This window comes from Chitinophagaceae bacterium (assembly GCA_007695095.1).
Taxonomy (GTDB): domain Bacteria; phylum Bacteroidota; class Bacteroidia; order Chitinophagales; family REEL01; genus REEL01.
In genome coordinates, this window is sequence record REEL01000076.1 from 1 (window position 1) to 14472 (window position 14472).

General features: G+C 36.0%; 12 protein-coding genes. 9 read left to right on the plus strand and 3 right to left on the minus strand.

Annotation, left to right across the window (positions count from 1 at the left end; all coding sequences use genetic code 11):
- Window positions 1-335 precede the first annotated feature (335 nt).
- Both EA412_03370 and EA412_03375 read left to right on the plus strand, forming a co-directional pair.
- On the plus strand, window positions 336-3587 hold the full coding sequence (locus tag EA412_03370; GenBank protein ID TVR81164.1) for a T9SS C-terminal target domain-containing protein: 3252 nt from the start codon (window positions 336-338) through the stop codon (window positions 3585-3587).
- Between the two features lie 195 nt (window positions 3588-3782).
- A complete protein-coding gene (locus tag EA412_03375; GenBank protein TVR81165.1) occupies window positions 3783-4565 on the plus strand; it encodes a TIGR00159 family protein in 783 nt (260 codons plus the stop codon).
- A gap of 4 nt (window positions 4566-4569) precedes the next feature.
- Here the strand turns inward: EA412_03375 and EA412_03380 are convergent, their stop codons facing one another.
- Window positions 4570-5106, minus strand: coding sequence for a hypothetical protein (locus EA412_03380; protein ID TVR81166.1), 537 nt, complete (start codon window positions 5104-5106; stop codon window positions 4570-4572).
- 331 nt (window positions 5107-5437) lie between these two features.
- Entirely contained in the window at window positions 5438-6754 is a 1317-nt protein-coding gene (rmuC, locus tag EA412_03385; protein TVR81167.1) for a DNA recombination protein RmuC, read from the minus strand.
- A 120-nt stretch (window positions 6755-6874) separates the two neighbouring features.
- Here rmuC and EA412_03390 point away from each other — a divergent pair, with 120 nt between their 5' ends.
- From EA412_03390 to EA412_03405, 4 genes are all read left to right on the plus strand, one after another.
- Entirely contained in the window at window positions 6875-8104 is a 1230-nt protein-coding gene (locus EA412_03390) for a lactate utilization protein (protein TVR81168.1), read from the plus strand.
- Window positions 8105-8223: 119 nt separating this feature from the next.
- Window positions 8224-8862, plus strand: a complete 639-nt coding sequence (locus EA412_03395) for a hypothetical protein (GenBank protein ID TVR81169.1) — start codon at window positions 8224-8226, stop codon at window positions 8860-8862.
- 211 nt (window positions 8863-9073) lie between these two features.
- On the plus strand, window positions 9074-10153 hold the full coding sequence (locus EA412_03400) for an endonuclease (GenBank protein TVR81170.1): 1080 nt from the start codon (window positions 9074-9076) through the stop codon (window positions 10151-10153).
- 1 nt (window position 10154) lies between these two features.
- On the plus strand, window positions 10155-11039 hold the full coding sequence (locus EA412_03405) for an SDR family oxidoreductase (GenBank protein ID TVR81171.1): 885 nt from the start codon (window positions 10155-10157) through the stop codon (window positions 11037-11039).
- Here the strand turns inward: EA412_03405 and EA412_03410 are convergent.
- Window positions 11036-11443, minus strand: coding sequence for a 6-carboxytetrahydropterin synthase (locus tag EA412_03410; GenBank protein ID TVR81172.1), 408 nt, complete (start codon window positions 11441-11443; stop codon window positions 11036-11038). The two genes, EA412_03405 and EA412_03410, sit on opposite strands and share 4 nt — an antisense overlap.
- Before the next feature lie 189 nt (window positions 11444-11632).
- Between EA412_03410 and EA412_03415 the strand changes: the two genes are divergently transcribed.
- The 3 genes from EA412_03415 to EA412_03425 are packed head-to-tail and all read left to right on the plus strand — an operon-like array spanning window position 11633 to window position 14451.
- Window positions 11633-12130, plus strand: a complete 498-nt coding sequence (locus EA412_03415; GenBank protein TVR81173.1) for a glutathione peroxidase — start codon at window positions 11633-11635, stop codon at window positions 12128-12130.
- 27 nt (window positions 12131-12157) lie between these two features.
- On the plus strand, window positions 12158-13282 hold the full coding sequence (locus EA412_03420; protein TVR81174.1) for a hypothetical protein: 1125 nt from the start codon (window positions 12158-12160) through the stop codon (window positions 13280-13282).
- A 14-nt stretch (window positions 13283-13296) separates the two neighbouring features.
- Window positions 13297-14451 carry a hypothetical protein gene (locus EA412_03425; protein TVR81175.1) on the plus strand — a complete coding sequence of 385 codons (1155 nt, stop codon included), beginning with the start codon at window positions 13297-13299 and terminating at the stop codon, window positions 14449-14451.
- Window positions 14452-14472: the final 21 nt, after the last annotated feature.

Consider the following 14472-nt stretch of genomic DNA (forward strand, 5'->3'; position numbering starts at 1 on the left):
AGAAAAAAGATTAAAGAGAAAAGGATGTATTCTCGTTTTTAATAAAGGTTTTTTAGATGAGTTAAGGAGGTTTTTTATACTTTTTTAAAAAGAAGAACTTCCTCCTTTCTGTCATACTGACGTTAGGAAGTATCTCCGTATAAATAGGGAGTCCTCTCACAACATTTTTTATCATAATTTTTCCATTCATCTTCCCCTTGAAATTTGGGTTTTGCTCTCTTGGGACTTGCGCAGCCATTTACAGAGTCTATTAAAATCAAAAAAATAAGATTTATAAAATTGTTATTTTTTTATTAAATTTACAGCTGAATGAAATTAAATTTAACATACGCTATATGATACATAATCTATTTAAAGTAAGCTTTTTACTTTGTTTTCTAGTTTGCATACAGCCGCTGAAAGCACAACTTTTTATCAATGAATTTTTATCTTCCAATCATGCCGGTATAGAAGATATGTATGGCAATAATGAGGATTGGATAGAAATTTATAATTCCGGTCAATCACCGGTTAATCTTCAGGGATATTACCTTTCAGATGATGAAGATGATAAATTAATGTGGTCCTTCCCGGATACGGTAATCGCTCCCGGAAGTTTTTTAATTGTGTTTGCTTCCGGACATGATATTTTTGAATCGGGAGAAATGCACACCAATTTCAGAATAAGTATTGAAGGTGAACCTTTGTTTTTATCAGACCCTTCCGGTCAACAAATAGATATGGTGCCGGCTCAAAACTTATTAACCGACTATTCATACGGGCGCTATCCTGACGGAGCTGCTCAATGGTACATTATGGGTAATCCCAGCCCTGAAGAGCCAAATAATAATCAATCTAACTATACCGGTATTTTGTCTCCGGCAAATGTGTTGACAGAAGGTGGTTTTTATCAGGACTCTGTGGAAATTCAAATAGCACCGGCTGTCACAGGCAGTGAAATCCGATATACGACCGACGGTACAGAGCCGGATGAAAATTCTCCACTTTATACCGGTCCTTTTAAATTATACGATCGCTTTGGAGAGCCAAACCAGCATTCTACAATAGTAACATCAACTTTAGGTGGATGGCATGGCTGGGACCCGCCGGCAAGCGAAGTGTTTAAAGCACATAATTTACGGGTTAAAGTTTTCAAACCGGGCTATGTCCCTTCAGAAGTGGTTCACACCTATTTTATCGACTCCACAGCTAATATGCGTTATGATTTACCGGTTTGGTCCATTACGACTAATCATGATAATTTTTTTGGACAGAGTGAGGGATTGTTTATTCCCCAAAATTATCTGAACCGTGGCTTTGAATGGGAAAGAGAGGCATTTATAGAGCTTTTTAAAGACGGACAAAAAGTAATTGGACAACATGCGGGAATACGTACTCACGGAGGTGCAAGCCGGCATTATCCTCAGAAAACTTTACGTTTGTACGCCAGAAATCTTTATGGAAACTCTCATTTTGAATACCCGTTATTTGGTGATGACCACTTAACCAATGACGGCAGAAAACAATTAAATCAATTTAAACGCCTGCTACTGAGAAGCTCAGGGAATGATTGGCCTATGACTTTAATCAGAGATGCCGCATTACAAAGCCTTTTGGAAGGGATAGATATCGATAAACAAGCATACACCCCCTCCGTTGCATTTATAAACGGAGAGTTTTGGGGTATACACAACATTCGGGAAAGACAAGATCGCTTTTATATAGCTACCCATTATGATTTAGACCCCGATAGTGTAGTAATTCTAAAAAGAGACAGAAATACAGGTGTTTATGATTTGAAAGAAGGAGAACCGGGTGATGAACAGCATTATATTGACATGGAAGCTTTCATAGATAATGAGGATATTACAGACCCGGTGATTTATGAGCAGGTAAAAGAATTGATGGATGTATACAATTTTATTGATTTTCAGATTGCTCATATCTTTTTTGCAAACAGAGACTGGCCTTCAAATAATAATAAATACTATAGGTACAAAGGGGCTTATGATGAAGACAATGACCGGACTGACGGTCGCTGGAGATGGATAGTTTTTGATACTGATTTCAGCTTTGGGTATTCTCAAACGCCACCCTCTCACAATACCTTGGTTTTTGCAACCAATGACAGTCATAATTCCTGGCCAAATGCTTCCTGGGCAACTTTCTTACTAAGAAATTTATTAGATAACGAAAGCTTTAAAGTTGCTTTTATTAACAGGTTTGCCGATCATTTGAATACCCGTTTTAAACCCTCTTTTGTTGAGGCGCGTATAGATTCTTTTCATAATGATTTGGCAAATGTGATTGATGAGCATGTGAATCGCTGGCAAAGACCATTTTATTGGCAAGGCTCAACCCAAAACATTATTGACTTTGGAAATGTGAGAGCAGGCCATGTGTTTAACCATATACAGAACTTCTTTAGTTTAGATGAAATTCATACAGTTATTTTGGATGTAGACAATCCGCAAAGGGGTAGTATTAAGTTTAGCACTCTGCAGCATGATGAATATCCCTGGACAGGTGATTACTTTTCTAATGTTCCTGTATTGTTAAAAGCTATCCCTGAAGACGGTTATGAATTTGTGGAATGGTTGGAGACGGGCGATACTCTTAGTGAAATGTATGTTTATTTAGATTCGGATACCCAATTCACGGCAGTATTTGAAGCAAAAGTTGCTGCATTCCTGCCGTTTACTTATCCGGCTTTGCATGATGTTTGTGACAGTGATTATGTTTTTGATTTCTGGCCTCCGAATGCACCGGCACTTACTTATCCTCAAAATATTATGTTTCACACACAGGATTTTACAAATACTCCTGATGAACAAACAGAAATGGTTGCTAATTACACCTGTGCGTATGATTTGAACAACCGTCCCCGGATTAATGGCTTAGGAGTTTCCGGATTTTCGTTTATAAACACCGGTAATCCCCAAAACAGTGAAACCTGCCTAAGTGAAAACGGTTGGGTAGGCGCTGCTGTTTTAGGTCTCAGTACGGATGCTTGTGAAGATATTGAACTATATTTTACAGCCGGTACCGTACAGGAAAACTCAAGGACATATAACCTTCGTTTACAGTATAAATTATCTGAAAATGATGTTTGGCAGGATTTTGAACCTTTCACGGAATATACCTCTTCATATACATTACATTTTCAGGAATTTGGACCTATACCTTTTCCCGATTATATGGAAAATCAGGATACTGTTTATCTGCGCTGGCTGTATTATCAATCTCCTCAGTCGGATGATAGCGGACCACGCGCGCAGGTTCGTATAGATGACATAATAGTTAAGCTGGCTGAAGAACCTCAGGATACAATACCGGATAATGATACTGTATCTGTACCTGAAGTAGTGGATTACACAAATGTAACATTATATCCGAACCCTGGAAATAATCAGTTCACGATTGATTTACCTTTTGATGACAGTTATTTAATTGATGTAAAAAATGTGCTAGGGCAAAAAATGGCTGAAACTGTTTTTAATGGTTCCCGTTTTGTTCAGAATACAGCAAACTGGCCGGAGGGTATTTACTTTATCAGAATTCAGCATGATGCAGATTTGCCGCCTTTAATTTTTAGGTGGATTAAATAGGGGGAGCTAACCTGTAAGTCCCTGAATTAGGTTGACCATTTTTATAAGATAGGAATTTTTATAAACCTGACTATTTTGAAAAAGAAAACGCTTAAATATTTCTTAAATTTAACAGCGTTAATTATATTCAGCTTAAATTTTTAGCTTTGTAAAAAAAAAGTGACAGAAATACTCCAATTTATATCGATAGGGTTTATGGAAATCCGTTTACTGGATATACTGGATATATTTCTGGTAGCCTTGCTAATCTATCAACTTTACCGTCTGCTAAAGGGAAGCCTTGCTTTTTATATTTTTCTTGGTTTGGTTTCTATTTATATGATTTACTTTGGTGTGCGGGCACTGAACATGAACTTACTTTCCGGGATTTTAGGACAGTTTATAGATGTAGGGGTTATTTTATTGCTAATTATTTTCCAACCGGAAGTGAGAAGGTTCTTGTTAATTATTGGCAGGGGCAGTCACTTCAAGAGAAATAGATGGCTTAAAAAATGGTTTCCCAATAAAATTCAAACCGAGGAGGAGCTGGAGTCTTATATTGAAGAAACCTTAAGTGCCATAGCTATTTTTCAAAAAGCAAAAACCGGTTCACTGATAGTTTTTGCAAATACTTCTAAGCTTCAGTTCTTTGCAAACTCCGGGGTGAAGATTGATGCTGTAATTTCATCAAAACTTTTGGAATCTATATTTGAAAAAAATAGCCCACTGCACGATGGGGCGGTAATTATTTCAGAAAATAAAATTATGGCTGCAGGTTGCACTCTGCCGGTATCTGAAAATGAAGACTTGCCTGATAGAGTTGGTGTGAGACATAAAGCAGCAGTAGGTATTACTGAACAGAGTGATGCTTTGGCAATAATTGTTTCAGAAGAAAAGGGCACCATTTCTTATGCCCGTGGCGGAAACTTGATTTTCGACATTAAAATCAGTGATTTACGTACTCTGCTAAGGAAAATTATGGTTGAAGATAGTTTTTAAAAATCTATTGATTGTCTTGCTGAGATTCCCATAAGCGAATCATTTCTTCGGGTGATTTACCTAAAAAATTCAGTGAAAATTCAACATCCTTTGTGAGGGGGTGTTCAGGATATACCTCTAAAAAACGATTGTACCAAAAACGTGCTTCAGAGGTGTCATTTACTTCGTTTTCATATGTAAAGCCTATTAAAAATAAAACCTGAGCACGGTTTTCATAAGTTGGATATTCTGCATAAGTTCTTTCGTAGGTCCGGGCAGCTAATACCGGATCGCCGGCACTTCGGTGTAAATCTGCCAATCTAAACAAATATTCCGGAGCTATGGAATGATTAGGGTATTGACTGTAAAAGGCATCATACTTTTCTATTAATTCGTTTCTTATATTTTCTGAAAACTCAAAGCTTAGATTATCTTCAAAAAGTTTATTCTCTAATTTCGTAATTTCCTCTATTAAAGTGTCTTCTGTTTTCTCTGTTGCTGAACAGGATGTTAAGAAAACAGCAAGCAGACTAATCAGAAAGAAATAATTTTTCCAATACATAATTTTATTTTATTAGCGGCAAAGTTAGAAAGTTTTAAAATATACACCCTTAAATATGATGTTTAGTAAATGTTCTTTATTTAATTAATGAAAATTAGCGGAATTTATTTTAGCAATTTATTTTTTATCGTTGTAATTGACATTTTGCTCTTTCAGGGCTAAGCATTAGCTATTGCAGTAATTATGGGGCTATTGACCAAAGTTAGACGTGTAATGCCTTTTTAAGGCTTATTCTGGCTATGACAGATATGATATGGCAGCAATAATGTTGAATAAGCTGATATTATAAGTTTTGGCAACTTCTCTGCAGCCCTGAAAGGGTGTAATAGTTTTAATCATCTCCTTCATTTTTTTTCGGTAACTTCAATATTTCTTCGGCTTCTTTGGTATCCAGGGTGCCGATATCTTTCAGCTTCCTGCTCATTACATTGGTGCGGGTGTTTCTCAATTCATCTAAAGACTTAGATGCGGTGTGTAATTGTTTATCCACCTTTTCTAACTGTTCGCCAAATTTATCAAACTCAGTTTTTACGGCTTCCAGAATTTTCCATACTTCACTGCTTCTTTTTTGCACTGCCAGGGTTCGGAATCCCATTTGAAGACTGTTTAAAAGAGCAGAAAGGGTTGTTGGCCCGGTAATGGTTATCCGGTAAGTTCTTTGAAGCTTTTCAAACAAGCCGCTATGCCTCAATACTTCTGCATATAAGCCTTCTATGGGTAAAAACATAATGGCAAAGTCTGTAGTGTGAGGCGGATCTATATATTTTGCACTGATTTCTTTAGCAGACAATTCAATGCTTTTTATTAATCCTTTTTGAGCAACATCAATTTTTATTTTATCCCCTTCATCATATGCATCCAGTAAAAATTGATAGTTTTCAGTTGGGAATTTTGAATCTATAGGCATCCAGACACCTTCATCTGCAGCACGGCCCGGTAATTTGACAGCAAATTCCACAAAAGCATGACTACCTTTTTTGGTAGCTACATTTTTAGAGAACTGATCGGGTGTTAACAGTTGCTCCAGGATATTTTCAAGTTGGTATTCACCCATAACTCCACGGGTTTTTACATTTGATAAAACTCTTTTTAAGTCGCCAACTCCATTTGCCAGGCTTTGCATTTCACCCAGTCCTTTGTGAACTTGTTCAAGTCGATCACTTACCTGTTTAAAGGATTCCCCCAATCTTTTTTCAAGTGCAGTCTGCAATTTCTCATCTACGGTTTTTCGCATTTCGGTGAGTTGTTCGTTATTATCCTTACGGATACTTTCAAGGTCTTTTTCCACCCGCTCACTAATATCTTTTAGGCGATTCAGAAATCCGATATTCAGCTCTTGCTGCATTTTGTTAAAGTCTTCAAAACGTTCCCTAACGGATTTATTGAGTTTATCGCTGTTTTCGGCATTGATATTCCCAAATTGGTTCAGTGACTTTGCCAGCTCATCTCTACTCATCTGAGCATATTGAGCAGCTTCTGTCCGGTTTGTTTTCATTTCTTCCCGTATGGAACGTTCAATGTCGCTGAGCTTGCTGTTGAGCTGTTGAATAATCTCTTTATTATCAGACTTTTGGTGTTTTTTGCCGAAAAGTAAATAGATGATTACTAAAATTAGCAGCAAACAAAAAGAAATTAAAACCTCAGCCATAGTGATTTTTTATTTTAAAAAATTATATGAAAGCATCCCCGGTAAATTACAAAAAAATAATTGATAGGATACGCTTGTATTTTTTATATTTTTGCGTATTAAATATTTATTAACAAAGCAATGACTGATTATACTCAAAAAATAAAGCAAAACTTAAGGGATGCTGTTAATGACAGAGAGAGTTTAAATAAGTCATTTGAAAAGTTAGAGCAATTTTACTTTAAAAGAAAGAATCAACAGTTGAATGCCGGTGAAGACCTGAAAGCCAAATCTAAGTATTTGCGCTGGAGATTTTTTGAAAATATGGAAGAGCACTTGCTTCAGTTGGATTCCAAATTTAGTGAAAGTGGCATTAAACTGCTTTGGAGTGATGATGAGGAAACAGCTATTCAGTTAGTATATAATATACTTAAAAAAAACAACATCACTTATTTTACCGGAGAGGACGATTTGTTGCGAAAAGAATTGAAATTAGACGAGCGCTTGCAAAATTTTCATTTTAAACGCATAGCCCCCGACCGCTGGCATACGTTAGCTCATAAGAATAGTCAAAAAAATGCACCACTGGAGGAAGCTGCTATAATTACAAGCTGCCGTTTTGTGATATCCGGACAGGGTTTGATCGTCTTGCCTGCAGAATCACCCTATCATACTTTAGAAGCAAAAATGAGCCCGGTAAGAATTTTTTTAGTTGGTATAGACCGGATTATGCCTGATATTAAAGAGCTGAATCACTGGATGCGTTTGTTTTACCAAAACCGGGATTTTACGGACTCACCACCCGATTACAACTTGTTTGGAGGGTTTGGAAAAGAAAATCAGGAAGGTACGGATTATCTGATATTTCTTAATAACGGGCGCGATAAAGTTTTAGCAGATAAAGATTATAGGGAGGCAATGTATTGTATAGATTGTAAAGCCTGTGAAAAATCTTGCCCGGTGACTACTCTCACTGTTAATACAACTGATAATTTGATAGAATCTCCCATTCAAAATATTGTATTCCCCTTAAAAAATGAATTTCCGGCAGCATATTACCTTTCTCATACAAGCACTCTCAGCAAGTCAAACACTGATGTATGTCCGGTAGGGATAAATATTGATAAACTAATGCGATTGAGCCGACAGAGATATAAAGAAAACTTTGGGGAAAGTCTGCAACAAAAATGGGCATATAGCTTTTGGGAGAGAGCAATGTTAAACCCGGTATGGCTTGAGAAATTAAATACCGGTCTGAAATACATCTTAATGAATATGTTGCTACATCATGTCATGGGTAGTGGATATAAAAAAATGAGCCCGGCACCCAAGTCTTTCCGCCAATTATATAAAGAGAAAAATAAATCTTAATTCTGTCGCGTTTTGTAATTAGTTAATTGTCTTATAAAATTAATCATAAAACTAAAAAACCGGTTAAATTTTTGATGTTTTATATTATTATTTGACAATTCTTTTAAATCGTTGTATTTTTGCATTTTAACAAAACAACTTTTATTCGGCATACTTCTACGCAAAATTTGACTTTTAATTTGAACATTTCTTTTACAAATATGCTTAGAAGTAGCTTATTATTGTGTTTTATCGTCCTACTGTTAGTTTCTTGCTCCAACGAGCGCATAGAGGGTTCGTTCACCAAGGAAGAGCTTGCCTGGTTGGTTTATGATAAAGGAGATACCGTTGATTTTTACAGTAAAGAATCGGGAGAAATTCAATTTATCGTTACGGAAAAAACTGAGTTACATCAGGTCTCCAATAAATTCCCTATTGAAGCCGAAGTTTTACTGGAAAGTGATCACCATAATTTAAAGTTTAAGATTTATCTTTTAAAAGATCAGTACTCATTTAAGCGTTACGTACGATTGAATCATATATACCGTCCGTTAGATTTATTAAAACCTGTTGAAACTAAAAAAATTGAAGGCTTAAACTTTTTTAATGTTTATGAGATTGAGGAGAGCAGCAAGGAAGAAACATTTATTCAATCTGCTTCTTTCAACAAACAAAATGGTTTTCTTGAATTTACAGATTCTACCGGAGTAAATTATATTCAAAAAAACCTCAGTGAAAGTAATTCTCCATCAGCTTATTATGTTTTATTTGAGAAATAGCTCTCTTTCTTACTGTACTTTTAAACCTGTTTTTCATTGCCCGAAAAAGTAATTTTAATATTCATTTAATCCTTTAAAATTTTTCTTTCTGTAAAATTGCTTTTATCTTTAAGGCATTATACAATAAGCATATATGATGCTGTGGGTTCAGATGTATTTAGTAAAACTATGTGGTAATTTATTTTAAAGTTATAATTTAAAAAAACAAAAAATGAGACAGGCAACAATTTTTCTCTATTTATCGGTAATTGTATTTTTTATTTATGTGCCATTAGATGTTGAAGGTCAAAGATTAAGGTTAAACAGACCACATGAAGTCAGAGCAGTTTTTTATAATGTAGAGAATCTTTTTGATATATATGATGAACCGGGTAAGAATGATGTGATGTTTACGCCGGAAGGCAGAAATAAATGGACAGCTGAACGTTATGAAAAAAAAGTAAAAGATCTGGGAAAAGTCATCAATGAGATGGGTGGTGACAAGCATCTTGCGCTTATCGGTTTATGTGAAGTTGAAAATATGTTAGTTTTAACAGACCTTGCGATGGAAATTTTTGAAAGGGAAAGAGATTTTAGTATTATTCATCGAAATTCAGCGGATGCCCGGGGTATTGATGTGGCGTTAATTTATGACAATCGATTTTTCACCTTGCTTTCTAAAGAATTTATTGCTGTTGAACCGGAGGAGTTCCCGCAAATGCGTACCCGTGATATTTTATATGCTAAAGGTATTTTATCCGATGCAGACACGCTGCATGTTTATCTGAATCACTGGTCAAGTCGCAGAGGCGGATTGGCTGAAACAGAACCAAGGAGGGTAGCTGCTGCTGAAATATTAAGAAGTCACGTAGATGAAGTTTTGGCTCGAAATTCAGCAGCAAATATTTTGATAATGGGGGATTTTAATGACGAACCGGATAATAAAAGTGTTAAAGAAACTCTAAGGGCAAAGCCGGTAGAACAGGCTTACGAAGATGGAATGCTCTTCAACCTGGTGTATGACTATGTGCATAGAGAAGATATTGGAACTTATAAATTCCGTGGAAACTGGAATATGCTCGATCATATGATTGCATCCAGAGGGTTACTTGATGCGGGAAGTCAAATACACATTCCAACAAAAAAGGCTTTAATTTTTAAAGAAGACTGGCTGTTTACAGAAGATGAACGATTTGGAGGGAAGACAATTTTCAGAACTTACGGAGGGCCTAATTATTTAGGTGGATATAGTGATCATCTTCCTATTTATACAGACATACAAATTATTCCCACTTCAAGGAGAGGGCGTTAAAATGAGAATTTTAATAACCGGTGCGTCAGGTATGCTAGGTACAGCACTTGTAGAAATGGCGGCTGACAAATATGAAATATTAGCTCAGTTTAATAAAACAGAACCGATAAAGGGAGCAGTTGAATATCTGCAATGTGATTTTAATCACGCTGAATTTTTGTTACCCATGTTGAACCGGCTCAAACCGGATGCAGTGATACATTTAGCGGCCATAACTGATACGAATTTTTGTGAAGAAAACCCCGATTTTACTTCTAAATTGAATGTGACGGCTGTTTTTATAATTGCTCGATGGTGTGCACAGCAAAGTATTCCTTTTATTTTTACTTCTACTGATCTTGTTTTTGACGGTAAAAATCCTCCTTACAGTGAAACATGTGAACAGAATCCATTGATGGTATACGGAGAGCAAAAAGCTATGGCAGAGAAAAAAATACTAAGCATTTATCCGGGAGCTCTTATATGCAGGGTGCCTTTAATGTTTGGTTATAAAAATGGCAAACCCGGGGGCTTTTTACGCGGTCTGATAGATACTATTGGAAAAAAAGAGTATGCCTCTCAGTTTAGGGATGAATACCGCACACCTGTCTACACAAGAAGGGTTGCAAAAGGGATTTTAATCGGTCTGAAAAAAAAATTGAAAGGATATTTACATTTAGGCGGTTCGCAAAGACTTTCCAGATATCATCTGGGTCTTCTTGTTTGTGAAGTGTTTGATTTGGATAGTGTATACAATAAGCCTTCCTGGTTGAAAGACACTGAGTTGGCTAAAAAAAGACCTTTAGATGTATCCCTTGACAGCGGACTTGCTATTGAAAATGGCTATGACCCCGGGGATTTAAAAGCAGATTTTATTGATTTAAGAGAAAGACTCCGAATAAATTAAACCGGATATTCTACAAAATTTCTTGGCGTTTCATATAAACGAACCTGTACTTCAAGATTTTTATCCAATACAGCAGTTAATTTATTATAGATTACCACTGCTATATTTTCGGCTGAAGGAATCAGATTTTTGAATTCTTCGGTGTCTAAATTCAGGTTTTTATGGTCAAAAACATCTGTAACCTCTTTTTTTATTACATCTTTTAAAACCTTTAAATCAATTACATAGCCGGTTTCGGGATTGATTTCACCAACAATTTTTACGATTAACTCATAATTGTGTCCGTGATAATTATGATTATTGCAAAGGCCAAAAACCTTTTCGTTCTTTTCGTCTGACCACTCAGGATTAAACAAGCGATGAGCAGCATTAAAATGAGCTTTTCTGTATACAGCAGCTTTCATAATTTTTTATTTAAAAGGGCAAACAGTTGTTTTAGTTGTTTGCTCGCAAGAAGTAATTATCAATCTTGCAAACGTAAAATAGCAATTTATGTTTAAAAAAGTAATTGAATTGTGAATTCCGTGAAAATATTCTTTTATTTTAACGAAATAACTTAATGTTTAGGTAGTTTTGTAAAGAAAAGTGAATAAATGGCAGTGAAAAAAAGTATTTATCAATTTCAGATCGAAGGTTTAGATGGTGAGGAAATTGATTTCGGGCAGTTTAAAGGCAAATTGCTTTTGATAGTCAATACAGCTTCTGAATGTGGATATACTTATCAATATGGCCAGTTACAGGAATTGTACGATATGTTTAAAGATAAAATCAATATTTTAGGTGTGCCTTCCAATGATTTTGGAAATCAGGAGCCGGGAAAAGAAAGTGAAATACAAGCTTTTTGTGAAAAAAACTTTCAATTGAGTTTTCCGGTGACTAAGAAACTTAAAGTATTGGGTGAAGACAGGCATCCACTATATGAATTTTTATGTAATGGAGACTTAAACGGGTTTCAGGATTCTGAGATGGAATGGAATTTTCAGAAATTTTTGTTTGATGAAAAGGGTAGGTTGTGTGGTGTTTACAGCCCGGCTACCGAACCCAATAGTCCGACTATACTGGAAGTCCTGACAAAAGAGCCTAAAGTCTGATTTTGTACAATTTCTACTGAGTACATATTGTACTGCCCTGTTTTAAAAATTATGATAGGGTTTAATAATATTATAGGTCAGCAAAAGCTAAAAGATTATTTGCGTCAAACGGTACGCTCTGAAAGAGTAAGTCATACGCAAATGTTTTTGGGAAGTCCCGGTTATGGAACTTTACCAATGGCTATCGCTTTTATTCGCTTTCTGTTATGTCTTGACAAACAGGAAGATGATGCTTGCGGAGTCTGTGATAGTTGTCAAAAAATAAAAAAATTAATCCACCCGGATGTTCATTTTATATTTCCCACCGTTCGAACAAAAAGCATGAAGTCTGCTCCTAAGAGTGCTGATTTTATGCATGAATGGCGAAAAGCTTTATCAGAAAACCCTTATTTGAATGATAAGGAGTGGTTTCGCTATTCGGGAGAAGAAGATAAGCAGGGAAATATTACAGCAGCCGACTGCAACAGTATCATACATAAGTTTAATATTCAAAGTTCGGAAAGTGAATTTAAAGTATTGCTTTTATGGATGCCTGCTTACTTAAAAAAAGAAGGAAATATTTTACTGAAGCTTTTAGAAGAGCCTCCGGAAGGTTCAATATTTGTTTTGATAGCGGAGAGTGAAACGGATGTTTTGCCAACCATTACTTCCCGCTCACAGGTTTTACGCTTCAGTCGTATAGATGAACAGGCAATTATAGAGGCTTTAGTTAATAAAAAAAATCTCAGCCATTCAGATGCTGCTGATATTGCATTGGCTGCTGAGGGTGATTATGCTGAAGCATTGAGAATGTTGGAGACCTCAAATGAAAGCAAGCCGTCGGGTTTTTTAAACTGGTTGAGACTCTGTAAGGAGATGAAAAAACCCGGTTATCACGATAAGTTAATTGAACTGAATAAATTTATAGATCAGGTGAATTCGTGGGGCAGGGAAGAGCAAAAGAACTTTTTGCAAACCGGATTAGGCTATATGAGAAAAATGCTTCCGGGAAAAAATGATGGCTTTATTCCACCTGAGTTAAGGTTCGAACCTGAAAAAATACAGGCAATTAATGAATTGATAAACAAAAATTATTATTTTATCGAAAGAAATGCCAACGGAAGGATTTTATTTTTTAATCTTTCTTTGGATATAGAGCGAATTTTAAATTAAGGAAAAACAATACTATGGGATGTTCTACATGTGCCACAAAAGATAAAGATGGTCTGCCAAAAGGCTGTAAGAGCAATGGGGATTGCCTGACCGGAGCTTGTAATAAAATGAATGTATTTGACTGGTTATCTGATTATACTTTCGGAGCAGTTGAGTCAAACAGTTTGTATGAGATAAGCTTTAAAAAAGGAGCCAGAAAAGAATTTTTTAGAAATGAAAAGGGATTACCGGTAATTACAGGCGATTATGTTGCTGTTGAATCAGACAGCGGATATCATGTAGGAGAGATTACGCTTTCGGGGCCTTTAGTGAAGCTTCAAATGAAGAAAAAGGGAATAAAAAAAGTGGCTCCGGAAAATTATCCAATGATATTGCGGGAGGCATCTGAAAATGACCTGGCATCTCTTGAAAAAGCCAAATCCAGAGAACTGGATATAATGATTCGAAGCAGGGCAATTGCAAGGTCATTAAATCTGGAAATGAAAATTGGAGATGTAGAAGTACAGGCTGATAATAAGAAGGTAACTTTTTTCTATACGGCTGAAGGTCGGGTAGATTTCAGAGAGCTCATTAAAGTATATGCTAGAGAGTTTCATGCCCGTATAGAAATGAAGCAAATTGGCTCCAGGCAGGAAGCCGGACTTATTGGGGGCATAGGCAGCTGTGGCAGGGAACTTTGCTGTTCAACCTGGTTAACAGACTTTAAAACTGTTTCTACCGGAGCTGCACGATATCAGAATTTATCTATTAATCAGACAAAATTGTCCGGGCAGTGCGGCCGCTTAAAATGCTGCCTGAATTATGAATTGGATACCTATGTGGAGGCCTTAACCTACTTTCCCAAAAAAGCAGAAGTTATTTACACCAAAAAAGGTAAGGCTATCCTCCAGAAAAGTGATATTTTTAAAAAATTGATGTGGTATTGTTATGAAAATACGACTAAGTTTATTCCATTGGAGGTTGATCAGGTAACAGATTTGTTGGAAAAGCAGAAAAAACGTATAGATATAAACGATTTAGAATCGGTTGCATTTAAGATAGAAGCTTCTGTAGATATAGAAGTAGAAAGGGAATACAGTGATTTAGTGGGGCAGATTTCGCTGGAATCTTTGGATAAGAAATCGAAAAAAAGACGTAATAAAAGACGTAAGAAGCCCGGTAAGCGATAATTTTTCAGAATTATAAAGACT

What these genes read in the sequence shown, in the direction of transcription:
- EA412_03405 (TVR81171.1), top strand. Translation starts at nt 10,155, where the DNA reads ATGAGAATTTTAATAACCGGTGCGTCAGGTATGCTAGGTACAGCACTT.
- EA412_03415 (TVR81173.1), top strand. Translation starts at nt 11,633, where the DNA reads ATGGCAGTGAAAAAAAGTATTTATCAATTTCAGATCGAAGGTTTAGAT.
- EA412_03410 (TVR81172.1), bottom strand. Translation starts at nt 11,443, where the DNA reads ATGAAAGCTGCTGTATACAGAAAAGCTCATTTTAATGCTGCTCATCGC.
- EA412_03380 (TVR81166.1), bottom strand. Translation starts at nt 5,106, where the DNA reads ATGTATTGGAAAAATTATTTCTTTCTGATTAGTCTGCTTGCTGTTTTC.
- rmuC (TVR81167.1), bottom strand. Translation starts at nt 6,754, where the DNA reads ATGGCTGAGGTTTTAATTTCTTTTTGTTTGCTGCTAATTTTAGTAATC.
- EA412_03375 (TVR81165.1), top strand. Translation starts at nt 3,783, where the DNA reads ATGGAAATCCGTTTACTGGATATACTGGATATATTTCTGGTAGCCTTG.
- EA412_03425 (TVR81175.1), top strand. Translation starts at nt 13,297, where the DNA reads ATGGGATGTTCTACATGTGCCACAAAAGATAAAGATGGTCTGCCAAAA.
- EA412_03370 (TVR81164.1), top strand. Translation starts at nt 336, where the DNA reads ATGATACATAATCTATTTAAAGTAAGCTTTTTACTTTGTTTTCTAGTT.
- EA412_03390 (TVR81168.1), top strand. Translation starts at nt 6,875, where the DNA reads ATGACTGATTATACTCAAAAAATAAAGCAAAACTTAAGGGATGCTGTT.
- EA412_03400 (TVR81170.1), top strand. Translation starts at nt 9,074, where the DNA reads ATGAGACAGGCAACAATTTTTCTCTATTTATCGGTAATTGTATTTTTT.